At 62.3% G+C, this 26,734-nt stretch carries 21 protein-coding genes; 12 read left to right on the forward strand and 9 right to left on the reverse strand.

Translation table 11 applies throughout. The features are described 5' to 3' along the window. Nucleotides 1–27: 27 nt before the first annotated feature. Nucleotides 28–1,644: an ATP-binding protein gene (locus ACSX1C_RS08880; RefSeq protein WP_439889110.1), complete on the reverse strand. Its 1,617-nt coding sequence runs from the start codon at nucleotides 1,642–1,644 to the stop codon at nucleotides 28–30. Further along, on the reverse strand, nucleotides 1,641–2,363 hold the full coding sequence (locus ACSX1C_RS08885; RefSeq protein ID WP_439889111.1) for a winged helix-turn-helix domain-containing protein: 723 nt from the start codon (nucleotides 2,361–2,363) through the stop codon (nucleotides 1,641–1,643). The genes ACSX1C_RS08880 and ACSX1C_RS08885 overlap by 4 nt, the downstream gene beginning before the upstream one ends. Before the next feature lie 803 nt (nucleotides 2,364–3,166). Between ACSX1C_RS08885 and ACSX1C_RS08890 the strand changes: the two genes are divergently transcribed. The 4 genes from ACSX1C_RS08890 (at nucleotide 3,167) to ACSX1C_RS08905 (ending at nucleotide 10,597) form a co-directional block, all read left to right on the forward strand. Next, complete coding sequence (locus ACSX1C_RS08890) at nucleotides 3,167–6,070, forward strand: ribonucleoside-diphosphate reductase subunit alpha (RefSeq protein WP_439889112.1); 2,904 nt, start codon at nucleotides 3,167–3,169, stop codon at nucleotides 6,068–6,070. Between the two features lie 290 nt (nucleotides 6,071–6,360). Continuing rightward, nucleotides 6,361–7,614, forward strand: a complete 1,254-nt coding sequence (locus tag ACSX1C_RS08895) for a ribonucleotide-diphosphate reductase subunit beta (protein WP_369959650.1) — start codon at nucleotides 6,361–6,363, stop codon at nucleotides 7,612–7,614. Continuing rightward, nucleotides 7,611–8,099: a hypothetical protein gene (locus ACSX1C_RS08900; protein ID WP_439889113.1), complete on the forward strand. Its 489-nt coding sequence runs from the start codon at nucleotides 7,611–7,613 to the stop codon at nucleotides 8,097–8,099. Before ACSX1C_RS08895 ends, ACSX1C_RS08900 begins: the two co-directional genes overlap by 4 nt. Continuing rightward, complete coding sequence (locus ACSX1C_RS08905) at nucleotides 8,096–10,597, forward strand: AAA family ATPase (protein WP_439889114.1); 2,502 nt, start codon at nucleotides 8,096–8,098, stop codon at nucleotides 10,595–10,597. Before ACSX1C_RS08900 ends, ACSX1C_RS08905 begins: the two co-directional genes overlap by 4 nt. Nucleotides 10,598–11,157: 560 nt before the next feature. Here ACSX1C_RS08905 and ACSX1C_RS08910 read toward each other — a convergent pair. Further along, on the reverse strand, nucleotides 11,158–11,487 hold the full coding sequence (locus tag ACSX1C_RS08910; protein WP_439889115.1) for a hypothetical protein: 330 nt from the start codon (nucleotides 11,485–11,487) through the stop codon (nucleotides 11,158–11,160). A gap of 258 nt (nucleotides 11,488–11,745) precedes the next feature. Between ACSX1C_RS08910 and ACSX1C_RS08915 the strand changes: the two genes are divergently transcribed. After that, the gene (locus ACSX1C_RS08915; protein WP_439889116.1) at nucleotides 11,746–12,174 is read left to right on the forward strand and encodes an NUDIX hydrolase; all 429 of its coding nucleotides are present in this window, start codon (nucleotides 11,746–11,748) and stop codon (nucleotides 12,172–12,174) included. A gap of 83 nt (nucleotides 12,175–12,257) precedes the next feature. Here ACSX1C_RS08915 and ACSX1C_RS08920 read toward each other — a convergent pair whose 3' ends face one another. From ACSX1C_RS08920 to ACSX1C_RS08930, 3 genes are all read right to left on the reverse strand, one after another. Next, nucleotides 12,258–14,456, reverse strand: coding sequence for an OsmC domain/YcaO domain-containing protein (locus tag ACSX1C_RS08920; RefSeq protein WP_439889117.1), 2,199 nt, complete (start codon nucleotides 14,454–14,456; stop codon nucleotides 12,258–12,260). 173 nt (nucleotides 14,457–14,629) lie between these two features. Beyond that, the gene (locus ACSX1C_RS08925) at nucleotides 14,630–15,373 is read right to left on the reverse strand and encodes a class I SAM-dependent DNA methyltransferase (protein ID WP_318645658.1); all 744 of its coding nucleotides are present in this window, start codon (nucleotides 15,371–15,373) and stop codon (nucleotides 14,630–14,632) included. A gap of 164 nt (nucleotides 15,374–15,537) precedes the next feature. Next, nucleotides 15,538–16,203 (reverse strand): twin-arginine translocation pathway signal protein, encoded by a 666-nt coding sequence (locus tag ACSX1C_RS08930; RefSeq protein ID WP_439889118.1) that lies wholly within the window; start codon nucleotides 16,201–16,203, stop codon nucleotides 15,538–15,540. Nucleotides 16,204–16,484: 281 nt separating this feature from the next. On the opposite strand from ACSX1C_RS08930, the gene ACSX1C_RS08935 reads away from it, so the two are divergent. Beyond that, complete coding sequence (locus ACSX1C_RS08935; protein ID WP_318645656.1) at nucleotides 16,485–16,790, forward strand: hypothetical protein; 306 nt, start codon at nucleotides 16,485–16,487, stop codon at nucleotides 16,788–16,790. 241 nt (nucleotides 16,791–17,031) lie between these two features. Here the strand turns inward: ACSX1C_RS08935 and ACSX1C_RS08940 are convergent, their stop codons facing one another. Then, nucleotides 17,032–18,270 carry a nucleoside deaminase gene (locus ACSX1C_RS08940; RefSeq protein ID WP_439889119.1) on the reverse strand — a complete coding sequence of 413 codons (1,239 nt, stop codon included), beginning with the start codon at nucleotides 18,268–18,270 and terminating at the stop codon, nucleotides 17,032–17,034. A 317-nt stretch (nucleotides 18,271–18,587) separates the two neighbouring features. Then, nucleotides 18,588–19,439 (reverse strand): CAP domain-containing protein, encoded by an 852-nt coding sequence (locus ACSX1C_RS08945; RefSeq protein WP_318645654.1) that lies wholly within the window; start codon nucleotides 19,437–19,439, stop codon nucleotides 18,588–18,590. Between the two features lie 261 nt (nucleotides 19,440–19,700). On the opposite strand from ACSX1C_RS08945, the gene ACSX1C_RS08950 reads away from it, so the two are divergent. From ACSX1C_RS08950 to ACSX1C_RS08960, 3 genes are all read left to right on the forward strand, one after another. Then, nucleotides 19,701–20,000 carry a hypothetical protein gene (locus tag ACSX1C_RS08950; protein WP_318645653.1) on the forward strand — a complete coding sequence of 100 codons (300 nt, stop codon included), beginning with the start codon at nucleotides 19,701–19,703 and terminating at the stop codon, nucleotides 19,998–20,000. A gap of 158 nt (nucleotides 20,001–20,158) precedes the next feature. Next, on the forward strand, nucleotides 20,159–20,653 hold the full coding sequence (locus ACSX1C_RS08955; protein ID WP_318645652.1) for a PaaI family thioesterase: 495 nt from the start codon (nucleotides 20,159–20,161) through the stop codon (nucleotides 20,651–20,653). 134 nt (nucleotides 20,654–20,787) lie between these two features. Beyond that, complete coding sequence (locus tag ACSX1C_RS08960) at nucleotides 20,788–21,153, forward strand: STAS/SEC14 domain-containing protein (protein ID WP_439889120.1); 366 nt, start codon at nucleotides 20,788–20,790, stop codon at nucleotides 21,151–21,153. Nucleotides 21,154–21,227: 74 nt separating this feature from the next. On the opposite strand, the gene ACSX1C_RS08965 is transcribed toward ACSX1C_RS08960, so the two are convergent. Continuing rightward, entirely contained in the window at nucleotides 21,228–21,569 is a 342-nt protein-coding gene (locus ACSX1C_RS08965) for a hypothetical protein (protein ID WP_318645650.1), read from the reverse strand. Nucleotides 21,570–21,936: 367 nt separating this feature from the next. Here ACSX1C_RS08965 and ACSX1C_RS08970 point away from each other — a divergent pair, with 367 nt between their 5' ends. From ACSX1C_RS08970 to ACSX1C_RS08980, 3 genes are read left to right on the forward strand one after another with little or no spacing between them, the layout of a single operon-like run. Further along, entirely contained in the window at nucleotides 21,937–24,216 is a 2,280-nt protein-coding gene (locus ACSX1C_RS08970; RefSeq protein ID WP_439889121.1) for a sigma 54-interacting transcriptional regulator, read from the forward strand. 34 nt (nucleotides 24,217–24,250) lie between these two features. Then, nucleotides 24,251–25,477: an S-methyl thiohydantoin desulfurase domain-containing protein gene (locus ACSX1C_RS08975; RefSeq protein WP_439889122.1), complete on the forward strand. Its 1,227-nt coding sequence runs from the start codon at nucleotides 24,251–24,253 to the stop codon at nucleotides 25,475–25,477. Then, complete coding sequence (locus tag ACSX1C_RS08980; RefSeq protein ID WP_439889123.1) at nucleotides 25,464–26,189, forward strand: aspartate/glutamate racemase family protein; 726 nt, start codon at nucleotides 25,464–25,466, stop codon at nucleotides 26,187–26,189. The genes ACSX1C_RS08975 and ACSX1C_RS08980 overlap by 14 nt, the downstream gene beginning before the upstream one ends. The last annotated feature ends 545 nt before the right edge of the window (nucleotides 26,190–26,734 follow it).

Below are 26,734 nucleotides of genomic sequence, written 5' to 3' on the forward strand. Positions count from 1 at the left end.
AGTGTCCGGGAACCCCTCAAGGGCGGCTCACTCTGCCTTGTCGCCCTGACGGCGCGGCCAGATCAGGCTGAAACGCGCACCGCCCAGAGCCTCGCTGCGGCTGATCTGCGCCCGGCCGCCATGCCAGTAAATGATCCGCCGCACGATCGACAGCCCCAGGCCGTGGCCGCCGGAGGCGCGGGTGCGGCTGTCGTCCAGGCGCAGGAAGGGTTTGAACAGGCGCTCCCAGGCCGACTCCGGCACTCCGGGGCCATCGTCCTCGACATCCAGCCGACAGCGCTGATGGCCGATCCGGTAGCTCAGGCGCACCCGCGACTCGGCGTGGCGCATGGCGTTGCTCACCAGGTTCTGCAAGGCCCGGTGCAGATAGCGCGGCTCGCCTTCGACCCGCGCGCCGGCGCCATCCGCCGCATCCACCACCGGGCCGCGCTCAACCCGCACCTCGGCGCGCAGCGGCGCCAGCTCGGCGATCACCTGGTCGATCAACTTGCCCAGGTCGACCACCTGGAAGTTCAGCGCCGGCGCGCCCTGCTCCAGACGCGCGTAGGTGAGCATCTCGTCGACCAGCTTGTCGAGATCCTGGATATCGCTGTCCATGCCGTCCATATACTTGCGCCGCGCCGCCTCGCTCTCGGCATCGCCGATCATCTCCAGGCCGAAGCGCAGACGCGCCACCGGCGTGCGCAGCTCGTGGGACACCGCCCGCACCAGCTCGCGCTGGGTGCTCAGCGAACGCTGCAGATGCTCGGCCATGGCATTGAAGGCATTGGCCAGGCGCCCCACCGCATCGCTGCCATGGGCCGGCACCCGTGCCTCCAGGCGGCCGCTGGCCAGCTGGGTGGCGGCCCCCTCCAACGCACGCAGACGCTGTTCCAGCGGCCGCACCAGCAGATAGACCATCAGGCCGATCAGGCTCAGGCCCAGGGCGCCGATCAGCACCAGCAGCTGCGACGGATAGGGGTCCATCTGATACAGCGGGCCGATCTCCAGCACCCAGTCGGTATCGACGATGCCGGCGAACACATGAATGCTGTCGCCGCCCTTGCCCAGGGCCATCACCGTGTCGCCCTCGTCGACCCGGCGGCGCTGGTCGACATCCAGATTGGCCCGCTCCAGGTGCACCAGGCGCAGATCGAAGCCGAACTGCTTGGCTTGCTTCAGCTCGGCCAGGCGTCGCGGTTGCTCCGCCTCGGGAAAGCGCACCAGCTCGTCGATCAGCAGGTAGACGGTCGCCCGCGCCAGCTGCTCGCTGACCTGCTGCACCTCGCCGGTCAGCAGCAGCTGCTCCTGCTCGCCGACCAGGCTGTGGACTTGCGCGGCATGGGGCCCGGTCTGGCGCACCAGCACCTGGCCGCGCAACAGGCGCTTGCGCGCGCCGCCGTCCAGCCCCGCCTCATCCAGCGCCTGGAGGCTCAGCGGAATGCCCAGCAGGCGCGCCCACATCGCGATCGCCCGACGCCGCTCGACTTCGGCCATGGGCGCCAGGTTATCGCTCATCAGGCGGAAGGTGCCGCTGGCCAGGCGCTCACGGTACTGGTCGGCGCGCACCTCGTTGAGCAGCTGCAGGGTGCCGACGCCGAGCAGCGCCACCAGCACCAGCACCGCCAGCATGCCGGCGTAGATGCGCAGGAAGATGGAGTTCATAGCAGCTCGGCGGCCGCCTCGGCGACAAACAGGTAACCCTTGCTGCGCACCGTCTTGATCAGCCGCGGGTGCATGGGGTCGTCACCGATCTTCGGCCGGATGCGCGAGATGCGCACGTCTATGGAGCGGTCCTGGCCGTCGTACTCGATACCGCGCAGGGCGGTGAAGATCTCCTCGCGCGAGAGAATCCGCCCGGCGTTGGCGGTGAGCAGCCAGAGCAGGTCGAACTCGGCGCTGGTCAGCTCGATGCCCTGCCCGCCCAGCCAGGCCTCGCGCATCGCGCTGTCGATCACCAGCGGGCCGAACTCCAGGCGCCGCGGCTCCTGGGCCGCGCTCGGCGCACTGCCCTCGTGGCGCCGCAACAGGGCGCGCACCCGGGCCAACAGCACCCGCGGGCGCACCGGCTTGCACACGTAGTCGTCGGCGCCCATCTCCAGGCCGAGCACCTGGTCCATGTCGTCGGTGCGCGCGGTGAGCATCAGGATCGGCCCCGGGTAACCGCCGCGCACCTTGCGGCAGATCGACAGGCCGTCCTCGCCGGGCAGCATCAGATCGAGGATCACCAGGTCCGGCTGCTCCTTGAGAATGCGCGACGCCGCCCGGGCGCCGTCGGCCTCGATGCTCACCGTCAGGCCGTTGCCCTCCAGATACTCACGGGTCAACTCGGCCAGCCGCTGATCGTCCTCGACGATCAGGATGTGCCACGACTCTTGCTCCACTGCTGCCTCCCAAGGACAGATCAACCGGGCTGAAACAGGCCGGCATTGTAACAACGCCGTGACCGCCAGCGGCGGCGAATCCCAACCGGCGAAACAGGCAGGCCGACCTCGGCAATCGCTCGCCCTCGCGAGCACCGCTCCCGCGCCGTGGCGCCGGCTGCACAGCGCGGGCCAATAATCAAGAAAAAAACCTACATATTGTGTTTGTGTGATGGAGGCAAAATACCCCGCCAGGGAAAGGAAAAAATCCGCGCCCAGCTCGACGAACGGTCTCCCGGGGGCAACCCCAGCTATCTCGGGCCCTGCCGAAAGTTACCCCAAGATAACCCACAGATTTATCCACAGGGGGCCATTCAGCCTCGGCTTGTCTTCACCCGAACACCGCACTATCTTGTATCTCCATCGCGCCAAACACCTACATGTTGGGTTTTGGCACAGCAGACGACACAAGCACATTTGCACCACAAAGGTCCAGACCGAGAACAACAACAGTGCAGGTGAATGCTGCCGCCGGCCCCAGCGCCGCAGCAAAGCCAACCGCCCTCCCGCGTCGCACTCGACGCCTGCAGGGTACGAAACAAGGCGCAGAGCCCTTGCGCACGAACCACTAGATATAGTAGTGCCGACCCTTGTCGACACTAGACTTTTGAGCCAGGAAGGCGCTTTAGTCGTGCCCTCCCAGCCCAGTTTGCAAGTCCCATGCGCCCGGCCCGGCCTGCGCATGGCGTTGTTGAAATGGAATGAACGGCGGGTACGCCAGGCATAGCGCCCAACTAACAGACTTTCACAGCACGGAGACCTTCATGCATACCGACACCACTCGCGAGAACCCGCAGGCCCCAGCGCCGCAGGCCGCCGATGCCAGCCAGGACCTGAGCGCCACCGCGCCCGGCCAGCTACGTGTGATCAAGCGTAACGGCACCGTGGTGCCCTACACCGACGACAAGATCACCGTCGCCATCACCAAGGCCTTTCTCGCCGTGGAGGGCGGCACCGCCGCCGCCTCGTCGCGCATCCATGACACCGTCGCGCGCCTGACCGAACAGGTCAGCGCCACCTTCAAGCGCCGCATGCCGTCGGGCGGCACCATCCACATCGAGGAGATCCAGGACCAGGTCGAACTGGCCCTGATGCGCGCCGGCGAGCAGAAGGTCGCCCGCGACTACGTGATCTACCGCGAGGCCCGCGCCAACGAGCGCAAGCGCGACGCCGCCGGCGAAATCGCCCAGCCACATCCGAGCATCCGCGTCACCGCCGCCGACGGCAGCGTCGCGCCGCTGGACATGGGCCGCCTGCAGACCATCATCCGCGAGGCCTGCGAAGGCCTGGCCGAGGTCGACGGCGCGCTGATCGAGCGCGAAACCCTGAAGAACCTCTACGACGGGGTCAACGAGAAGGACGTCAACACCGCCCTGGTGATGACCGCCCGTACCCTGGTCGAGCGCGAGCCGAACTACAGCTACGTCACTGCCCGCCTGCTGATGGACAACATCCGCGCCGAAGGCCTGGGCTTCCTCGGCGTGGCCAGCAGCGCCACCCACCACGAGATGGCCGAGCTGTACGCCAAGGCGCTTCCCGCCTATGTGGCCAAAGGTGTCGAGTTCGAGCTGATCGACCCCAAGCTCAAGGACTACGACCTGGCCAAGCTGGGCGCCGCCATCGATCACGAGCGCGACCAGCAGTTCACCTACCTGGGCCTGCAGACCCTGTACGACCGCTACTTCATCCACAAGGACGGCACCCGCTTCGAACTGCCGCAGATCTTCTTCATGCGCGTGGCCATGGGCCTGGCCATCGAGGAGCCGCAGAAGGAAGAGCGCGCCATCGAGTTCTACAACCTGCTGTCGTCGTTCGACTACATGTCGTCCACCCCGACCCTGTTCAACGCCGGCACCCTGCGCCCGCAGCTGTCCAGCTGCTACCTGACCACGGTGCCGGACGACCTCTCGGGCATCTACAGCGCCATCCACGACAACGCCATGCTGTCCAAGTTCGCCGGCGGCCTGGGCAACGACTGGACCCCGGTGCGCGCCCTGGGCTCCTACATCAAGGGCACCAACGGCAAGAGCCAGGGCGTCGTGCCCTTCCTCAAGGTGGTCAACGACACCGCCGTGGCGGTCAACCAGGGCGGCAAGCGCAAGGGCGCGGTGTGCGCCTACCTGGAAACCTGGCACATGGACATCGAGGAATTCCTCGAGCTGCGCAAGAACACCGGCGACGACCGTCGCCGCACCCACGACATGAACACCGCCAACTGGATTCCGGACCTGTTCATGAAGCGCGTGTTCGACGACGGCAAGTGGACCCTGTTCAGCCCGAGCGAAGTGCCGGACCTGCACGACCTGACCGGCAAGGCCTTCGAGGAGCGCTACGAGTACTACGAGGCCCTCACCGAGTACGGCAAGATCAAGCTGTTCAAGACCATCCAGGCCAAGGACCTGTGGCGCAAGATGCTCTCGATGCTGTTCGAGACCGGCCACCCCTGGCTGACCTTCAAGGACCCGTGCAACCTGCGCAGCCCGCAGCAGCACGTGGGCGTGGTGCACAGCTCCAACCTGTGCACCGAGATCACCCTGAACACCAACGCCGACGAGATCGCCGTGTGCAACCTGGGTTCGGTGAACCTGGTCAACCACATCGTCGACGGCAAGCTGGACCGCGAGAAGCTCGGCCGTACCGTGAAGACCGCGGTGCGCATGCTCGATAACGTCATCGACATCAACTACTACTCGGTGCCCCAGGCGAAGAACTCCAACCTCAAGCACCGTCCGGTGGGCCTGGGCATCATGGGCTTCCAGGACGCCCTGTACCTGCAGCACATCCCCTACGGCTCCGACGCCGCGGTGGAATTCGCCGACAAGTCCATGGAGGCGGTCAGCTACTACGCCATCCAGGCCTCCTGCGACCTGGCCGACGAGCGCGGCGCCTACGAGACCTTCGCCGGCTCGCTGTGGTCCAAGGGCATCCTGCCGCTGGACTCCCAGCAGATCCTCATCGAGGCGCGCGGGCAGAAGTACATCGACGTCGACCTCTCCGAGTCGCTGGACTGGGCCCCGCTGCGCGCCCGCGTGCAGAAGGGCATCCGCAACTCCAACATCATGGCCATCGCCCCGACCGCGACCATCGCCAACATCACCGGCGTGTCGCAGTCGATCGAGCCGACCTACCAGAACCTCTACGTGAAGTCGAACCTCTCCGGCGAGTTCACCGTGATCAACCCCTACCTGGTGCGCGACCTCAAGGCCCGCGGCCTGTGGGACTCGGTCATGGTCAACGACCTGAAGTACTACGACGGCTCCGTGCAGCAGATCGAGCGCATCCCCCAGGACCTCAAGGACCTGTACGCCACCGCCTTCGAGGTGGAGACCAAGTGGATAGTCGACGCCGCCAGCCGCCGCCAGAAGTGGATCGACCAGGCCCAGTCGCTGAACCTGTACATCGCCGGCGCCTCGGGCAAGAAGCTCGACGTGACCTACCGCATGGCCTGGTACCGCGGCCTGAAGACCACCTACTACCTCCGTGCCCTGGCCGCCACCAGCACCGAGAAGTCCACCATCAACACCGGCAAGCTCAACGCCGTGTCCAGCGGTGGTGGCGACGGCCTCAGCGCCGCACCGGCCAAGGCCCCGGAGCAGGCCGCACCGGCCCCGGCCCCCGTGCCGAAGGCGTGCGCCATCGACGAGCCGGACTGCGAGGCGTGCCAGTAAGCGCGCGAAGCTGAGCGGCGCCCGCGTCGTTGCCCGGCAGGTCGGCCCCCATCACGTACAGACGTACGCTCAGGGGTTCCAACCTGCCAGGCGCCTAGCGCTCACTCGCTCAGCTTCACGCCCGAATTGTTGAGGGTTCGCCGACAGGCGAATCCGGCCAGAGGCGCAGACCTCCGCCAGGCGACCGCCGGTCGCCGCTGTGCTTTGTGTGCACGACGCAACAGACTAGTATTTAACTGTATATCCATACAGGCCGGTCATTTCACCGGCCCTCAAGCAGGAGCCAAGCCATGCTGAGCTGGGATGAATTCGACAAGGAAGACGGCGCCGACGCCGCCGTCGCCACCACCGCTGCCGCCGCCCAGGCGGCCGACATGGGCCTGGACAAGCTCGACCAGGTCGGCGGCGCCGCCGCCGTCGAGGCCCGCGCCGTGGCCGCCGACGACAGCGCCGCGGTCGCCCGCGCCAAGGCCGCCCTCGACCAGCTGGACATCCAGGAAGGCCTGGACGAGCTGGAAGGCTCCGCCGCCCGCGTGCAGGTCGACCAGAAGCGCATGATCAACGCCCGCGCCGACCTCAACCAGCTGGTGCCCTTCAAGTACGACTGGGCCTGGCAGAAGTATCTGGATGGTTGCGCCAACCACTGGATGCCCCAGGAAGTGAACATGAACGCCGACATCGCCCTGTGGAAGAGCGCCGACGGCCTGACCGACGACGAGCGCCGCATCGTCATGCGCAACCTCGGCTTCTTCTCCACCGCCGACTCCCTGGTGGCCAACAACCTGGCCCTGGCCGTGTACCGCCTGATCACCAACCCCGAGTGCCGCCAGTACATCCTGCGCCAGGCCTTCGAGGAGGCGATCCACACCCACGCCTACCAGTACTGCATCGAGTCCCTGGGCATGGACGAAGGCGAGATCTTCAACATGTACCACGAGATCCCGAGCGTGGCGAAGAAGGCCAGCTGGGGCCTGAAGTACACCCGCGCCATCTCCGACCCGACCTTCAACACCGGCACCGTGGAGACCGACAAGGAACTGCTGCGCAACCTGATCGCCTACTACTGCGTGCTCGAAGGCGTGTTCTTCTACTGCGGCTTCACCCAGATCCTCTCCATGGGCCGGCGCAACAAGATGACCGGCGTCGCCGAGCAGTTCCAGTACATCCTGCGCGACGAGTCCATGCACCTGAACTTCGGCATCGACGTGATCAACCAGATCAAGATCGAGAACCCGCACCTGTGGGATGCGGCGATGAAGGACGAAGCCACCCAGATGATCCTCCAGGGCACCCAGCTGGAGATCGAATACGCCCGCGACACCATGCCCCGCGGCGTGCTGGGCATGAACGCGGCGATGATGGAGGACTACCTCAAGTTCATCGCCAACCGCCGCCTGACCCAGATCGGCCTGAAGGAAGAGTACCCGGGCACCTCCAACCCCTTCCCGTGGATGAGCGAGATCATGGACCTGAAGAAGGAGAAGAACTTCTTCGAGACGCGGGTGATCGAGTATCAGACGGGTGGGGCGTTGAGCTGGGATTGATAGACTTTAAACGGCCATCACTTGTGATGGCCGTTTTTCAGGGCGACCCGATGTTTAAATATAACGAAGCATCTTTTGACGAAATAATAAAATTACCAACAAAAAAAACAGAACCGCAGCTTCTCGCCATCACTTACTGCACTCTAATTACAGTAGAGTTAATTCTTAAGCGAATTATAAACCAAAGCGGCGGCCACGACATCCCAGGCATGCTAATAAACAGCTCTAGGATACATCCAAAATTCCAAAAAGAACTAACGACCCTCTCTCGCCAATTTAGAAATATACTTCAATCTATATACGTCCAAGGCAGAGACAACACTTCCCAGCCAGCACCTGGAGAGTCATACCCTTACATCCGCTATTTTAGACATACATCTGACTGGCTATCACCCTGCCACGAAGAAGATGAGCTATTTAGCCTGCTCAACAAAGCCAAGGAAATTCGTGTCTTCTTAAAAAAGAACATTAGGCAAGCCATATGATTACCACTCAAGAACTACTCTCCGGCTTATCAAAAAAACACATAGAATACACCGCAAAATATCTCCACCCCACGCTATATATAATCCATATAGACGAAGAATATAAAGAGTTTAACCCAGAGCAACGCGTCTCACTTCTAGCCAAAAAACTTGACATAGACGATCAAATCCTTAACTCGCTTCAATTCACCAGCAGCGTTGAACTCTGCCTACTAACAGCAGCAGAAAGAGAAACTGATTATTCATTCTTTGATGAAGAAAACACGCGACATCACTGGATTGAAGCACTAGCCGGCAGTCGACCGATTTCCAAGCCCCCCTATGAAGAGTTCAAAGCATTACATTTTTATGGCTACAAGGGGGGACAAGGGCGTTCTACTGTGCTTGGCACTCTTTCAAAATTCCTGGCCGATCAAGGGTACAGAATATTACTAATTGATGCCGACATCGAAGCCCCATCCCTTGACAAAATATTTCAAACAAAGACCACCCGACTTTCAGAAACCTTGCTTGGAATCTGTCACTTCGACACAGGAATTGATACCGCCAACGCTTATATCCATAGCGCCGGAAAAGTTGACTTAATACCATGTCGCCCTGAAAGTGATATCTATGATATCGATTTCGCCACATTTTCTTTAAATACAGTTTTAGACCCTATACTTTTAAGAAATGGCATTTTAAAAATTGCTCAGTTCGCCATCAGCGAAAAATATGACTTCGTATTCATAGATCATCGCACTGGGATTTCCAGCTCAGTTCTACCTATTGCGCTAACAATTCCAGGCCCCGTGATTTCTTTCGCTCGGCGTGACACCCAGTCAGCGGCCGGCACAAGAGCATTCCGAGAACTGCTTTCGATAAACGCGGAGGCCCCTGGAATATATGTTAGCTTCTCTCTAGACCCTGAATTCAAGCGTTCAGCCCTCAGCGAAGAGTCGCTAAAAATTCAAGAAGATCTTTTGATGCAGTTCCCTGAAAGCTTCCGACTAGAAGTTGAGGATGCAATCGACAACTACTGGATCGACTGGATATATAGCAAACCACTAATAAACAGCGTAATACCGGACACCAAGAAAATAAGCCCAGAGAATTTGTTTGCGCTACGAGATATCTGCTCCGTTCTCGGATTGCTTGATAAACACCCCATTTCTGAATCACAAGAGAAGCTCAAAACAGGACCAACGCTCACGAGCTCGGGCTCTACAGATGGCGGAATATACCTAGAGGCGAACTTCTTAAAACGCCTCCTCTCACCGAACTCACCAATTACTTATATCTTGGGTCGAAAAGGTACAGGCAAAACCAGGTTACTGAGAGAGCTTCATTCCAGAGGCCTTGGCCGCCCAATTCTGACCGCTGCCGATTACAGCCATGACGGTGGCATTGGGTCGGCAGCCGCTTGCTTTAAACAGCTAATCGACAAATATCGAGATAGACCAGAATCAATCTGGTGCACTCTACTCTATTGCGCTATCGAGTCTGAAAATTCGACTCAAAAGTCTGACGCACTGGAAAAACTCATAAACGACAATTACGAAAAAGACATTAGCTTCCATGACATAAAAGATTCTTTATCTAAAAATTCAGAAAAAATAGGCCACTACACCTTCCTCGTAGACGGGATCGAGACTGCCTTCCCTTCTTCAGAAATAAAGAGATACATTGAGTCGCTATTTAGCTTTCTACTGACAATTCAATCAGATTCGCATCTCTCTCAAAAGATAACAATACGCCTATTTATCAGAAGCGACCTAGCCAAAAATGCGATTGAAAATATTGAACAGCAAATAGATGGACGAGAGATTCAATTAGTTTGGGACGAGCAATCAATTTTCAACTTTGTCCTTTTACGCATCTGTCAAAACCCTTGGTTTAGAGAGAAGTTTCCAAACGCATGTGGTCAACTACAGCTTCAGGAAAACTTACTCAAGAATGGAGCGATGGCCGCTGAGGATTACGAACCATTTCTCATGGAGTTCTTCCCACTGAAGCTTAGGGCAAGCAACATTCAGACAATCACATTTCTGAAGACTTACTTTTCAGATACTGTTGACTCTACCTACTCTCCGAGGCTTTATGATCGTTTCCTGGACTCTGTAGCAGGAGATGAAAATAGTCGAGCTAAACGTGGCGAGGTAATTGAGGGCGGAAAGCTCAGCCAAAAGCTAATCATGCAGGCTCATAAAGATGCTTCTGATTACTACCTTGGCGAGGTTTCAGCAGAGCTTAAGCACATGCTAGCCCCATCGGTTGATGTAAAAAAATTTACTGAAGGCTTCAATGGACTTTCAACGCCATTCCTACTGGAAGACTGCATTACCGAGCTCTCAAAAAAAACTGGGCTAGATGTATCTTTGGTAAGATCGTCCATGAATATAATGAAGGACATAGGAATGTTCGAGGCCCGACTAGGATTCTCTGGTCAATGGCGTGTGGGGCGCCTATTCAAAAGCTCATTGGGAATGAAATACGTTAGAGGTACAAAACTGGCATAACGGCGAGTAGCCCGGATAGCCGCTGATGTTGGATGCAAAAAGCGTCATCCACCCTACGATCTGGCCGCCCGAAGTGCGAGGCTGCGGTCCCGTAGGGTGGACAACGTGAAGCTTGTCCACCGTGAAAACCAAACCAGCGACACCAGCAAATACCGCAACACACTATTGCTTTTCTATCCACGACCTCGCAGACGACACCAAACGCCCCATCAGGAGGCCGAGTGGAATCGTTGTGTAAGGGGTTGAGCGGCATGGATGCCGCGAGAGCCGCGATGGGCCAGGGATGGCCCTTCGCGGCGTGCCCCTGGAGCAATGATGGAGCGAGGGAACCCGACGCAGTCGGGCCGGATGCAAGGGGCAAGACCTTTTGCTTACTTTTGGGGCGTTTGCCAAAAGTGAGCCGCCGTAAGGGCGGAACCGTTACCCGAGAACGACACAGCAGCGGCGTATGTACGCAAAATCAGTGAGTACCCCGGACATCCATGGTGGAAAACGCTTCGCGGTTTTCCACCCTACGCGCTACCAGTGGCATGCTCTTCTTTGCCACCTGGACGGAGAGCTCAAGACGCGATCCGCGCCACAAACTCCGACGCTTCCTGGCGGGTAAAGAAACGCCCAAGACGGACGAAGCCGGAAATTATAGTGGCTTTGATCTCAACCACTTCTCCCGCCAGATCCCTGTTGGTGATCCATTCATCAGGCAATCCATCGATCAAATGGAAGGGTGCGGGACGACCGTCTCGATATCTGGATATTTCTACCTGTCCGGTATGAGAGTCCTTGAACGCAGGAACGAAGCGAGCCTGGGCATTATTTTCGCTCAAGCCTCCGGTTCCAGCATACTGCTGGTTCTCTTTTATCAAGAATGACGGACGTTGTTGGATTAACATCATGGCCACCTTTCTAAACAGCTCGGCTCCAGACTCCTTACCTGTGGATAAAACACTTGGTTCCGTTACGGCTTTAACTTACCGCACCTACGGCTTTTCCGAACTATTCAAATAGATGCAGCAAAACGTCTTTTCGGACTAATACCAAAGGAGTAGGCGCGCTCTTGCCCACTGTCCGGCCCGCCTGGCACCGGGACGAGTCGCCCCCCTGGCAACCCTCAACGAACCACCATCTACCCACGAAACCCCATGCACTCCATGACCGAACGACATCGAGCCGATACCCCCACCCTCCTCACCATCTCCGCCGCCTGCCTGTTCGACGAGGCCGGCCGTCTTTTGCTGGTGCGCAAGCGCGACACTCAGGCCTTTATGTTGCCGGGCGGCAAGGCCGAGCCGGGCGAGGACGCCTTGGCGGCGCTGACGCGAGAGCTGGCCGAGGAGCTGAACCTGAGTCTGGCCGCCGAAAGCCTTCGCCCCCTCGGTCGGTTCCGCGCACTGGCGGCCAACGAACCGGACACCTGGATCGAGGCGAGCCTATTTCGCGCCCCGCTGCCCCACGCCGTCGAGGCGGCCGCCGAACTGGAAGAGCTGCTTTGGCTGGCGCCCCAGGACACACCGCCCGAGAGCCTGGCGCCGCTGCTGCGCGAGCAGGTGCTGCCGCTGTTGTGGCCGCTTGAAGGCTGACGGCGAGCGCTTCCGCGGCGCGCATCTGATCTGATCGTTCCCACGCGGAGCGTGGGAACGATCAGGCCCCGGGGCGCGCCGGGTTAAAGCCCCGCCGCCCTGGCCCGCGCCGCATGCAGCTTCTTGTAGCTCTCCACCAGGCGCAGGTGCTTGTCGAGGCCTTCCAGCTTCGTGCTGGTCGGCGTCAGGCCATGGAAGCGCACGCTGCCGTCCACCGAGCCCAGTGCCGCATCCATGCGCGCGTCGCCGAACATGCGGCGGAAGTTGGGTTCAAAGTCGGCCATGTCCAGCTCGTCGTCCAGCTGCACCTCCAGCACCACGTTGAGCGCCTGGTAGAACAGGCCGCGCTCGACGGTGTTGTCGTTGTACTGCAGGAAGGCCTCCACCAGCTCCTTGGCATGCTCGAACTTCTTCAGCGCGAGGTAGATCAGCAGCTTCAGCTCCAGGATGGTCAGCTGGCCCCACACGGTGTTGTCGTCGAACTCGACGCCGATCAGGGTGGTGATGTCGGTGTAGTCGTCGACCTCGCACTGCTCCAGGCTCTTGAGCAACGACTTGAGGCGCAGCTCGCTCAGGCTGTGCAGGTTGAGGATGTCGGAGCGGAAGGTCAGCGCCTTGTTGGTGTTGTCCCAGATCAGGTCCTCCACCGGGTAGATCTCCGAGTAGCCCGGCACCAGGATGCGGCAGGCGTTGGCGCCGAGGTCGGCGTACACCGCCATGTACACCTCCTTGCCCATGTCTTCGAGGATGCCGAACAGGGTCGCGGCCTCCTGGGCGTTGGAGTCTTCGCCCTGGCCGGAGAAGTCCCACTCGACGAAGGCGTAGTCGGCCTTGGCGCTGAAGAAGCGCCAGGACACCACGCCGCTGGAGTCGATGAAGTGTTCGACGAAGTTGTTCGGCTCGGTCAGGGCCTGGCTCTCGAAGGTCGGCGGCGGCAGGTCGTTGAGGCCCTCGAAGCTGCGGCCCTGGAGCAGTTCGGTGAGGCTGCGCTCCAGCGCCACCTCGAAGCTGGGGTGGGCGCCGAAGGAGGCGAACACGCCGCCGGTGCGCGGGTTCATCAGGGTCACGCACATCACCGGGAATTCGCCGCCGAGCGACGCATCCTTGACCAGCACCGGGAAGCCCTGCTCTTCCAGGCCCCGGATGCCGGCGAGGATGGCCGGATACTTGGCCAGCACCTCTTGCGGCACGTCCGGCAGGGCCAGCTCGTTCTCCAGTATCTCGCGCTTGACCGCCCGCTCGAAGATTTCCGACAGGCACTGCACCTGGGCCTCGACCAGGGTGTTGCCGGCGCTCATGCCGTTGCTGAGGTAGAGGTTCTCGATCAGGTTGGAGGGGAAGTACACCACCTCACCGTCCGACTGGCGCACGAAGGGCAGCGAGCAGATGCCGCGCGCCTTGTTGCCCGAGTTGGTGTCGTACAGGTGCGAGCCGCGCAGCTCGCCGTCGGGGTTGTAGATGGCCAGGCAATGCGCGTCGAGGATCTCCTCGGGCAGCGCGTCGCGCGGCCCCGGCTTGAACCAGCGCTCGTCGGGGTAATGCACGAAGGGCGCATTGGCGATCTCCTCGCCCCAGAACTGGTCGTTGTAGAAGAAGTTGCAGTTCAGCCGCTCGATGAACTCGCCCAGGGCCGAGGCCAGCGCGCTTTCCTTGCTCGCGCCCTTGCCGTTGGTGAAGCACAGCGGCGACTGGGCGTCGCGGATATGCAGCGACCAGACGTTGGGCACGATGTTGCGCCAGGAGGCGATCTCGATCTTCATCCCCAGCTCGGCGAGGATGCCCGACATGTTGCGGATGGTTTCTTCCAGCGGCAGGTCCTTGCCGAGGATGCGCGTGCCCTCGCCCGCCCTCAGCGTCGGCATCAGCAGGGCCTGGGCATCGGCATCGAGGTTGGCCACTTGCTCGATGACGAAGTCGGGGCCGGTCTGCACCACCTTCTTCACCGTGCAGCGCTCGATGGAGCGCAGGATGCCAACGCGGTCCTTGTCGGCGATGTCCGCCGGCAGCTCGACCTGGATCTTGAAGATCTGCTTGTAGCGGTCTTCCGGGTCGACGATGTTGTTCTGCGACAGGCGGATGTTGTCGGTGGGGATGCCCCGCGTCTGGCAGTACAGCTTGACGAAGTAGGCCGCGCACAGCGCCGAGGACGCCAGGAAGTAGTCGAACGGCCCCGGCGCCGAGCCGTCGCCCTTGTAGCGAATCGGCTGGTCGGCGATCACCGTGAAGTCATCGAACTTGGCTTCGAGACGGAGGTTGTCGAGAAAGTTGACCTTGATTTCCATGGGGTTACCAAATAAAGCGGGCGAGACGAATTGGCGGCCATTATCCGGCTTTTCTGCAGGAAGCTAGTAGCCCGGATATCTACCCGGTGGAAAACGCTTCGCGGCTTTGCGCCCTGAGCGTCGTTGCCGGGTTCGTCGGTCGATCCGTATTGGAATGGTGGATGGGTAGCGTGTCAGATCTTTACGCAGGCAAAGATCGCGTTCCCGGAGGTTTGATTCCAGGGGATGATCTTCTGGTAATCATGCTCAAGCACATGCACCTCGAAGTATGGCTGCAACAGCTCCTGCAGCTCGGCGAAGCTCGCGGCCACCATGGGGTGTTCGTCGTGCCATACCTGGCTGGCGTCCGCCACCCTGCGTTCGATGCGCAGTTTCAGCGACTGCTGCTCGCCAGCGCCGCAATAGCTCCAGCCGGAGCTGAAGCTGAACAGGCCGTCGGCATGCCGGGCGGTATGGGTGACGAATAGATCGTTGTCGATCTGCTGCTTGTCGACGGCGTTGAAGCAGAACACCCCATTGGCGGCCAGCGCGCCATGCACGCTGGCGATACAGGCCTTCAACCGCTCGAATCCGCCGCTGTAGTGGAGCGAATAGAGGAAGCAGGTGATCAGGTCCACCGGCTCGGTCAGCGTGAAGCCGCACATGTCCTGCAGGGAAAACCGTGCCTCCGGGCAGCGCAGCGCCGCCCGGTCCAGCATCGGCTGGTTGATGTCGAGCCCGCTGCTTTCATAGCCGGCGTCGATGAAGTGGCGAACATGCGGCCCGGTGCCACAGGCCAGATCCAGGTGGCGCTTGCCGGCATTGCCGAATAGCTGCTGCAGCCGGTGAATGCAGTGACTTTGCGCCTGATAGTCGATATCGGCGCACATCAGGTCGTAATAACCGGACAGATCGGTATAGAGGGCATTGCCGGGCATGATGACCTGAGGGTTTAACCGGAGCATTGGAGGGCGCGCATCATAGCCCAACCCGGTCGCGGGAAGTATTGGCGCAGCGAGCTGCCCAACCTTTCAGGAGTGGCCGTTAACGGGGTCGCCCCCTACCCCGCAGATTGCCCGCAGCGTCCGCCAAGGCTCGCCGCCTAACTCTGGGTCCCTCTGGCCAGGACGATATCGAACCCGCCGCGCCGCCCCTCGCCGTCCGTCTCCAGGGCGATGACGTTGTCCGGGTGCGCGCTGGCCCAAGGGTCCTCGGCGATATAGGGGTCGCCCTCGAAATACAGCTGCAGGGTCACCGGTACGTGCAGCGACTCCATCACCCGGAAGTGGATATGCGCCGGCCGGGTGATCCCGGCGTACCGTTCCAGCCCCGGCAGGTTCGGCGGCACCGGGTAGCGTCCGGGCATTACCGTCTCGATGCGGTAACGCCCCTGGGCGTCGGTGTAGAGCATGCCGCGCAGGTGGAAGTGGCCCTTGTCGGTGAAGTTGCCGGGGGTCTGGGTGTCGTACAGGCCCGCACCGTTGGCCTGCCAGACCTCGACCAGGGCGTTGGGGAGGGGCGTGCGGCAGTCGGCGCTGAGCACGGTGCCGCTCACCACCAGGCGCTCGCCGGGCTCATCCGGCCCCGCCAGTTTGCTCAGGAAGGGCGCACCGAAGCGGTAGTAGGGGCCGAGGATATCGCCGGCCGTGCTCCGACAAAGCTGGCGTGCCAGCGCCGGCGCGGCCAGCAGGCCACCGCCGAGGATAGCGCCAGCATAGATAAAGTGACGCCGTGAAAGGCCGGCGCCTGCCCTGTGCAGCTTGTCCACCTCCCGCCTCCTGGCCGGGGGCCGGCCCCGGCACATCGGACACGGCCGCCCTCAAGCGGGCCCGGCCGTATGCAATAAGTCTAGCTCTGCGTTCCGACGGTGCCGGGGCCGCGCCCCGGTCGGCTGCCCCCAGGCCGGCACCTGGCCGCCATCAGACGGCGGCGGTCGCCCCCCTGCACTGGCTGCCCCGCACGACGCCCCGTGTAAGCTACATTTCTCCTACATCCCTGCCGCACTGGCACATGCCGGCGGCCCAGACTGCGCCCCCCACGGGAGTGACCATGCCAGTTGAACGCGCCTTCTACCGATGGCTGTGCCGTCATCCCGTGGTGAGCTTTCTGCTCATGACGGGGAGCTTCCTGGCGTTCGGCTACTTCACCCTCGACCTGGTGCAGCTGATCGGCAGCAATGCGGCCTTTATCGTCCGGCATGGCTGGCTGGCGCTGATGAGCGGCGGCTTGCTGCAGCTTGGCGAGCTGACGCTGATCGCGCTGCTGGCGATGGCCTGCTACCTGCTGTTCAGGCTGTGTGAGCAGGCCCTGCTGCAGCGGCTGACGAACCGCACCCGCGCCGGGGACGGTGAATAGCGGCCTCAGACCGGTAGAACAGGCCGCCGCATGCTCCCCTTACGCAGCGCCGCTCGACGGCCGAACGCAGCGACGCACCAGGCGTTGGTTTTCACAGAAAGCACACCCTGATGCCCGGCGCCGGCGTCGCAACTGGGGCCGGAGCATTTCGCGTGTGGCGACAAGGCTGCCGGCCACCGGCGCGGAGAGGATGCCGGCCCGCCGACGTCACGGCGGGCTGGCTGTAGGTTTGCGTCAGCCGTTAAACGCCTTTCTTGACCTCGTTGATCAAATCCTGGCTCAAGACCTGGTTCGGAGCCACTTGCACGCTCTGGGTGTAGAACGGCGGCAGATTCTGGGCCAGCGTCCCCAGCGCTTGTGCCGTGGCAGTGCCGGGCAACAGCACATATTGCAGGTTGGACGGGTAGCTCTGCGGTACCGGGCCCTCCATGGTCGAACCGTAGGCACCGAAGGTCATCACCGCTTGCGGGGTGTTCGGATCGGGGGCGTAGAGGAACACGAAGGTGCCGTACTTGGGATGGGTCAGGTAATGCTCGGCCTCGGCGCGTACCGCCGGGTCGGGGTCGTTCATCAGGGTCCAGCGCAGAACGGCGTAGCTGCGGGTCGTTTCCATGAAGGCCGTGCGTATCGGCGACCGATCCTCCCGGCCGCCCAGGCACAGCAACAGATTGCCGAACGGGTCGAGCAGGGCCACCGAGTTGAACACGGAGCCTTGCTGCGCGGCCTGCAAGAGCGGCGGGGCCAGCTCCGCGCCAGGGTCGCGAGGGTTCGCCGACTGCACGGACAGCGCGTAAGGGCTCAGCTCGGTCAAGGCTCGACGCACCTTGCTGTTGGCCGGGAGCCTAGCCGGGTTCTGCAACTGATCGGGCGGCAGGCCGCTGTTGTTAGAGGCATCGCGCACCGTGTTGACGCTGGCGGAGAAGATCGAGCCGGTGAGGAAGTACGCCGCCGAGTCGATGGCTTGGCCGGCGAACACCGGGGCGTTCGAGCCCTGGTAACCGCGGCTGACCGGCTCGGCGACCGCGTAATAGCCCCAGGTGGCCTGTGCCTGCTGGCGTATCTGCGGTGGCAGCGACGGGAAGCTGAACTGGCTGTTGTAGTTGATGCCCGCGTAATCGTCGATCGCGCTGACGGCCACGTTGAAGCCGGCGGTGAGCAGGGAGCCGGCGCACATGGCGCAGGGGTCCAGGGTGGTGACGATGGTCAGTTGGTTGGGCGGTGGCAGGTTCAGCGATGCGGCGTTCTCGTAATACCAGTCCACCAGCTGCCGCTCGCCATGCGCGGTGGGGTCGTGGGGGAGGAAGTAGGTGCTGCCGTTGCCGAACGGCATCAGCACATTGTTGTGCATGGCGACTATGACTTCGCCCGTGCCGTTGTCGATGATGGCGCCGCCTACGGCGAAGGTTTGTTGCAGGGCCGCATAGATGGCCTGATTGGCGACGGTATCCACTGCTCCTTGCGCACTATTCAATGTGCTCATGGGTTTCCGGCTCCTTGCTGTCCATATCGCCAGAGAATTCTGACGCCTTGCAAAAGTAGTTCAGGCCTTAGCAGCCGACTATATGCATTTGGCCTAGCTCTTCTGCGTCTCACACTGACTTCGCTATATGAGTGCCTCCCTTGCCCCTGCCCCACTCTGCCAGCCGGCGCCTACAGAGACGCGTCACCCAGCGGCGCACCGCGCCACCGGCCGCTATGCAGGCAGGCGCTCGAGCCGGATACGCTGCACTGGCCTGGCCAGTCGTGGGTGCCCGATGGCGAGCTGCCGCGCTCGACCGGCGGATAACCTGCGCAGGCTCAAGGCGTGCCGAACAGCGCCGTCCAGTAGATGCCCGCATCGCTCTTGGGGTCGACCGCGTAGGCCGCGCCCAGGTCGCGGAACTGCGGGTTCATCAGGGTGGCGCAGTGGCCCGGGCTGGCCAGCCAGCCATCGACCACCTTGGCGGGGGCGTCCACCCCGGCGGCGATGTTCTCGCCGATCTGCCGGGCGTTGTAGCCGGCCAGCTCTGCCCGGTCACCCGGGGTGCGACCGTCGCGACCGCGGTGGGCGAAGAAGTTGCCGTTGGCCATGGCCCGGCTGTGCTCCTCGGCGGCCGTTGCCAGTTCGCGGTTCCAGGCCAAGGGCGGTGCGGCGGCGAAGGTCTGGGCACCGCACTGGCGGGGCTGCGCGCGGGCGGCGTTGAGCCGCTCGAGCAGCTGCTGCCCTTCGGCCTGCCAGTCCCCCAGCTTGCCGCTGAGCAGCGGCCGTGCCAGCACGATGCGCCAGTCGCGCCCGGCGTGGCTCACGCCGATGTCGACGAACTGCGGGTCCAGCACGACCTGGCAGTAGCTTTGTCGCAGCACCGCCATGGCCGCCTGCGCGTCGCGCGGCCCGGACAGGCTGATGGCCTGGGCACTGACCAGCGGATAGGCCGTGCGGGTCAGGGCCTGCTGCAGGTCCTCGCCGCCGCTGGCCGAGAGGACCAGGCGCGGCTCGGCCAGCAATGGCGGCAGCACCGCGGAGGCTTGGCCCGCACAGCGCTGCGCCTCACCGCGATAGGCGTTGATCGACTCGACCAACCGCGCCTCCTCGCTCGCGCCGGCCGCGGCGGCTACCAGCAGCCCCAGCGCCAACAGAGTGAAACGCACAACGGATGACCTGACACGCATGGCAAACTCCCTGGACCTGGCGGCGCGCATGATGAACCCAATGAATCGGCGCCCTTTAATACACCGCCCCGCCTGGCAGCGCGAGCGACATTCTCTATATCACCCTAGCGGCATTGGCCCGTACAGCCAGTGGCCGGCAAATGCCCTACGCTTCTCCAGCCACTGCCCCCCGCGGCAGCGATTGGCCCGCGGGCCGGGGAACCTTCGCCGCATTCCCGGCACTAACCCCCACCCATTCCTCCATAGTCGGGATACCCTGCCATGCGCCTCTTCGTCCGCCTGCTTCTGCTGGCCACCGCCGCCCTGTCCCTGTCCGCCTGCTTCAACGATGCCCCCCCCATCGACCAGACCGGCCTGTGCACCTACAACACCGACCCCCAGGCGCAACGCTGCACGGCCGGGCAGATGGCCTGGTTCCGCCCGGAGAACGGCCAGCCGATCACCGAGCAGATGGCCCTGAGCGTGGCGGCGGCCTACTGCGACTTCAACCATCAGGTGATGCACAACAAGGCCGGAGTGCTCTGCGTGTTCACCGACCAGCGCCTGGATACGGTCAAGTAACGGCTCGCCCCTGGAGCGTCCGCTCGGTGCCTTTTGTGGCCAGGCGCAGCGCCTCGGCCACCGCTGGCCGGGGCATGCCCTGCTCCCCCTGAGCCTGGTTCAGTTCCGCGGCGAAAGCCGCTAGGCTGGAGGGCCACATTCCAGGACAAGGCTGCACCATGCACGATGCCCCCCTCCAAGATCTGGCCGCACCGGAAGGTGTCTGTTACGGCTGCGGCGGCCGCAACCCCCACGGCCTGCACGTCAAGAGTCATTGGCATGAGGACGGCGTGCACGTCATCGCCGAGCACCTGCCCGACGACAAGTACTGCGGCTGGCCCGGCCTGGTCTACGGCGGGCTGATCGCCATGCTGGTGGACTGCCACTCGAACTGGACGGCCATGGCCTACCACTACCGCGCGGAAAACCGCGAGGCCGGCAGCCTGCCGCGCATCGACTGCGTCACCGGCAACCTCGGCATCAAGTACATCAAGCCGACGCCGATGGGCGTGCCCCTGACCCTGCGCGCCCGGGTCGAGGGCGAGGTCGGACGCAAGTGTCGGGTGGTCTGCGAGGTGTATGCCGACGACGTGCTGACCGCCGTGGGCGACTCGACCTTCGTGCGCGTCGACACCGAGCAGCTGCGGGCCGCGGCCCATGGTCGCGAAGCCTGATCCGCAGCGCCCCGGCACCTGGCTGCTGATGGTCACGGCCCGTCGGGCTGTCGGACCCGCCCCCAGGTTGGCCATTAACCTGGGCCGGCAGTGGGCGTATCCTGAATGTCGCATCTCAACGTGGAGGAGTGGCTATGTTCCGGGTAATGCGCAATGGCGAGAACCGTGTCGACGTGGACCTTTCCGGCAAGCTCGACCGCGACGAAATGCGCGTCGCACTGGATGAGCTGACCCAGCAGTCAGACGGCATCGAGCATGGCCGGATGCTCTATCGAATCGGCGCATTCGAACTGCCGACCCTGGCGGCGATGGCCGTCGAGCTGTCGCGTATTCCGCAGCTGTTCCGCCTGGTCAGGCGCTTCGATCGCGTGGCGGTGGTGGCCGACCAGCAATGGCTGAGGAAGGCCAGCGAAGCCGAAGGCATCCTGATCCCCGGCCTGACGATCAAGGCATTCGACTCGACCCAGGAGGCCGAGGCCCAGGCGTGGCTGCAAGACTAGAGCGCGCAGCAGGGTAGCCGCGCCAACGGCTACCCTGCTGCGACGGGCGGAACCAGGCTCGCCGGGCCGCGGGCCTAGCCCAGCTGGTCGATCATCACCGCATTGGTGTACACCAGGCTGCCGTCACTCGCCCGGTGGCCGACCAGGTGGAACTGGCCGCGCTCGTCACCGGCGCTCAGGTAGACACGCAACTTGCAATCGGACAGCGGGCCGCACTCCTCGGGGGTGACCAGCTCCATGGTGCTCATGTCGACATCGAGCATGGCCTCGGGCTCATGGGTCTGCTGCAGACGTTCTTCGGCCTGCTCCAGACGCACATGGTCGGGTTCGTTGACGCGGAAGTGGAATTGCCCCATCGGCGTGGATTTCTTGGCGCCGCTGGCTTTGCACCAGCCTTCGATGGTCAGGGTATTCATTCGCAGACCTCCTGCTGTGGACACTCGGGCACCTCATGCCTTCATGCCCAATTTTAGACAACGCCCCGAGTTGTATTGCTCCACGGGAACGGCGTCAGGTCGGGCGGCCGCGGTAGCGCCGCCTGCCTCATAGCAGAGGCATCGGCAGACGGCCGGGCTCTTATCAGGTGGTGTATTTCTTTCACTCGGGGAGATCGCTGCTAGAGTTTGAAGTCTGTATTTTTCGACCGGTACGCACGTGCAGGAAGCGGGGAGCGACTCCCCGCCACGCAAGCACAGCGCAGTACAAGGAATGGGCTCGACATATTGGGGCCTGGACTGCGGCGCACCTCGAACTCGCTGGTCTTCATAACGGATTATCAAGACGATGCATGCGGCTCATTCAGCCTATACACGACTCTCCAGCCAAGCGGAGCCCGCCGAACCGCAGGTGATCGGTCGGTCGAGAGCATTTCAGGATCTGCAGCGCCTGATCCACCGGATAGCCCGCACGGATCACACTGTCCTGATCAGCGGTCCTACCGGGTCGGGCAAGGAGGTCGCGGCGCAGATGCTGCACCGCTTGGGCGCCGCCGGATTGCCCTTTATCGACTTGAACTGCGGTGCTATCCCCGAGTCGCTGCTCGAGTCGGAACTGTTCGGTTGTGCCAAGGGGGCGTTTACCGGCGCCAACAGCAACCGTCCCGGCCATTTACAGATGGTCGACCGCGGCACGCTGTTCCTGGATGAAATTGGCGAACTCCCGCTCTCACTGCAGCCTAAGTTGCTGCGGGTTCTCGAAACCCGGACATACCGCCCCCTGGGATCAAGCGAGAATCTGCGGTTCGAAGGACGCGTCATCGCCGCCACCCATCGGGATCTGCGGGCGCTGGTGAGGCAGGAACGATTCAGGGAAGATCTGTACTACCGCCTAGCGGTGGTTGAACTGGCGCTTCCAGGGCTTGAGCAGCGCCAGGAGGACATTCCCGACCTGATTGATTACTTTTGTCGCCACCAGCCCTGCCCCATCTCCTTCACTGCAGAGGCGAAGGCGCTCCTGTGCCAACGGCCATGGCCAGGTAATGTGCGCCAGCTGCGCAACCTTATCGATCGAATCGGCGTTCTGGCTGAAACCCCGCATATCGACGTGGCGCACCTGAAGCCCTTTCTTTCTCAAGAACAGCCGGCGCCGGAAAACCATTCCAGTCTGGCCGAGGCGCTGCTGCAACTGCACGGCGAGGATAAGCTGGCTGCCACGGAACAGTTGTTGATCGATCATGCACTGCATACCTGCTCAGGTAACAAGACCGCAGCCGCTCAACTGCTGGGCGTGAACAGAAAGGTGGTCGAGCGACGTCTGAAGCTGCGCCAGGACAAACACCTGGCCGTGGAGAAATGCTTGGAGAAAGGCCGTGCGCTGGTCGCCCGAGCCCATTTCCGCGAAGCACTACCGCACCTTCAAGAAGGTTTGGCGGTCGCCAATCAAGTCTATGAGCATCAGGACCTGGGACGCTTTCAGTTCGAGTTCCACCGTTTGCTCGGCGTCAGCTTTCGCAGCATCGAGGGCTGGCTGAGCAAGACCAGCACCGCCAGTTACGAAGCGGCCCTCGAAGTCGGACGTGATCTGTGCGACGCCGATGAGCTGGCCTCGATTCAGTTCGGCGTCTGGACCACTCAGTTGATGAGCCTGGATCTGGTCAACGCTCGGGCCACCGCTCAGGACATGCTGCAGCGTACCCACTCCTCTAGCAACGCCAGCAGCAAGGTGGAAGCCCACGTGGCAATGGCCAATACCCTTTTCTGGCTTGGCGATAAAGAAGAAACGCTGGCATGCCTCTCTCGTGCGGGGCTTTCGAGCAACTGTCATCCCGGCCGACACGAAAGCCAGGGCCTGGACCTGATCGGGCTGGCGATCACCCTCGAAGGCCTGGCAGCTTTCGAATTGGGCATGTTCCAACATGCTAGAAAGGTCCTCGAGCAGTTGGTCCAGCGCGCGTCGGGGCTGCAACACAACTCCGCCTATCGACTCGTTGCACTTCAAGGAGCCGCCTGGCTGAGCTGCCTGTTCGAAGACTACGTGCCCCTGAAACCCTTGGCCTTGAGGCTGGAAAGCCTGGCCGAGGAGCAGGATTCTTCCTTTTTCCAGGGCATCGGCCGCGTATTTCACGGCTGTTATCTAGGGGCCGAAGGTCTGCTCGATGAGGCCGAACGGACCATCGCCGACGGCTATGAAAACCATGTCCTACGCAACGGCGGACGACTGTTTCACTCATTCCAGGCCTGGAAGCGCGGGGAAATACTCCTGCACGCAGGCCGCCCCCAGGAGGCGATCAGCCTGGCCACCCACGCCCTGGACGTGGCGCTCGATCATCAGGAGCGCGCTTACCTCGGCGAGCTGATGACGCTCAAGGCCCGTGCCGTTCTGGCCGCGGGAGATGCCGAAGGCGCCGAAAGCAGCCTGCACAGCGCGCTGTCGACGGCCCGAACGCTGGGTGCAGTCCCCGCAAGCATCAGCGCCGCCACACAACTCGCAGTGTTGCTAAACCAGACTGGCCGCCGCGCACAGGCCATCGAGGTACTGCTGCGAACAGTACGCGGCATGGAGCCGAAGGTTATCTACACCGGCCTCGGCCGAGCGCTGGATCTGCTCGACCAGTTACGCAATTAGTCGAAAACCACGTTGTTTAAAAAGGAGTTTAGGCATGGCCTACGAGCTAGGACGCAACGATCTGGAACCCTTGCTAGTCGGGGGCTGCTTCTTCGGCAGCGGAGGCGGCGGCACGCTGATTTCGGCGCGCCATCTGGCTGCACACTTCCAGCAGGGGGACTACTACCCCAGCGACAGGGTCCGTGTAGTGACTGTTGCCGAGGCAGTGAACGGGGAGAGCGTCATGGTGGCCTACATGGGCGCGCCCGAGGCCATCGCCGACTGCATCTATCCTGAGGGTCCGGTACGTGCCGTGCAGGCGGTACAGGAACGCCTGGCGCGCGAGGGCCGTGAGCTCGCCTATGTGGTTCCCCCCGAAAGTGGCGCACTGGGTTTCGTGGTGGCCTGCCTGGTGGCGGCACGCCTCGGCCTGGCGGTGATCGATGCCGACGGCGCAGGCCGGGCGGTACCCTCTCTGCCAATGCTGACATTCGCCGTTGGCGTGACGCCTCGCCCGGCGTTTCTGGTCAGCCAGGCCGGCCTCTGCGTGGAAATGGATGTCACGCCACAAGAGGGCTTCGAACACCCGGTCGGCTACCAGAACAATGCGACCGTGATTACCGAACAAATGCTGCGACCGATCGTTGCCGCTCCCCAGTTTGGCGAGTTCGGCGGCCTGGCCATGTGGATCATGGAGCCGGACGCGCTAGCCGATGCCCTGCCGATTCGAGGGACGTTGACTCGCGCGCTGACGCTGGGAAGAGCGCTACAACACGGCCAGATCGAGTCAACCGAGGCCATGATCAGCTTTCTGCAGCAACGGTTTGGCCTGACCGCCTATGCCCTCACCGTACGCGGCCGTTTCGTCTCGGCCGATGTGACGACGACCGGCGGCTTCGATATCGGCAAGGTGCATCTACACGAAGGCGACACACGCATCAGCGTGATCTATGAGAATGAGTCGTTGCTGGTCTGGAGCAGCCAGTCGCCATATCCCTTGGCCATGGCGCCGGACAGTATCGCCTACTTCGTCGAGGGACCCGGCCCCGCAGTATTCTCCAACGGCGACGTGGTAGAAGCCGATGGGACTATCAGCCCCTCGCTGAAAAGACGTCCGGTCAGTCTTATAGCCTGGCAAGCCGAATCGCCGCTGCGCAAGCCGGGCGGCCTGAACCTCTGGAGTTTCATGCAGCTGCTGCAGACGATCGGCTACCTGGGCCCGTACAGGGCGGTCGGCGACATTAACGCGGCGTGCCCGGAGGTGAGCTATGACCAGGCTTAGAGTCTGCATCCTGGCGCCAGTCAACACCGACGCCTTTAACCAGCTGTTGCTTGCCGCCGTGCGGCCGGTGCTTCCGGGCGATGTAGAGGTGGAAGTGCGCAACCTTCACCGGGGCAGCCCCTGCATCCAGAACCGCCTCAATCTGACTGAAAACGCCCTGGCCGTCGTGCAGACGGCCAGGGCCATCGAACAGGAGGGGTTCGACGGCATCTGGCTCAGCGATTTCGACATGTGCGGCGTGGAAGCCGCCCGCGAAGCGATCGATATCCCCATAATCGGAGGGTTTCCGACCTCGGCCTTCAGCGCCATGAGCCTGTCTCAGCGCTTCTCCATCATCACCATCGAACAGAGCACGTTGGCCATGCAAAGGGGGCATGTGGCGGAGTACGGCCTATCGGAGTCATTCGCGTCCATTCGCTCGATCAACTGCCCGGTTGATCAACTGTCGAACCTCGATGTCGTGATACCCAAGACCTTCGACGCGGCGCTTCAGGCGGTCAGCTTGGATGGCGCCCAATCGATTCTGCTGGGCTGTACCGGCTTCGTCGGCGTCGCCGCTCGTGTCGCAGAACTGCTCGAAGAATCACTGGGCTGTTATGTACCGGTGCTCGACCCCAATCAGTGCGGCTTCAGTTTTCTGCTCTCGCTGGTAAGGATGAAGTTGCGCCCCAGTCGACTCTGCTATAGCAAGGCGACGCTGCCAGACGCTTAGGCACCTGGCGAATCTATGGCTGGATCAGTTCCGAGGGTGGAGGCGGCCTCTTTGGCTCCCCCCACCCGCGGGCCAATGCCGAGGCGACAGGCCCCTGCCCTTGTCGTGCCCGGAACCGGCGGGAGCCCGCCGTCGAACCGCATTGCGCAAATGCCGCCCGAGCACATCACCTGATCGGCTACTGCCCCCCAAGACGATTCATTGCAACTCCGACGACCTCTCGTAACGCACCAGCACGGCCGGAAGGACTCTGCCCTCCTGCCTCGCCCGCAGGCATGCGGCCGTTAAATCCTTCCAACTTAGGTGCTCATGTCGACAGTGGTTGTTCAATACCACAGCTATCGGACGAAGCCATCCACCCTGATTGGGCGAATCGGCCGAATCCGTCCACGACGATCAGCTTAATAGGATTTTTACCTTATAAATCAGATAATTAAGTAAATGGCACACACCTTGCTCCCTTACATCGTGCTAGCAGCTTACCAACGGTTCAGCGCGGTAAACGATTGCGCGTCCTACTGGTCCGCCGCTTGTACAAGCCTTCA

This window comes from Pseudomonas sp. MBLB4123 (assembly GCF_051904775.1).
Taxonomy (GTDB): Bacteria; Pseudomonadota; Gammaproteobacteria; order Pseudomonadales; family Pseudomonadaceae; genus Aquipseudomonas; species Aquipseudomonas benzenivorans_B.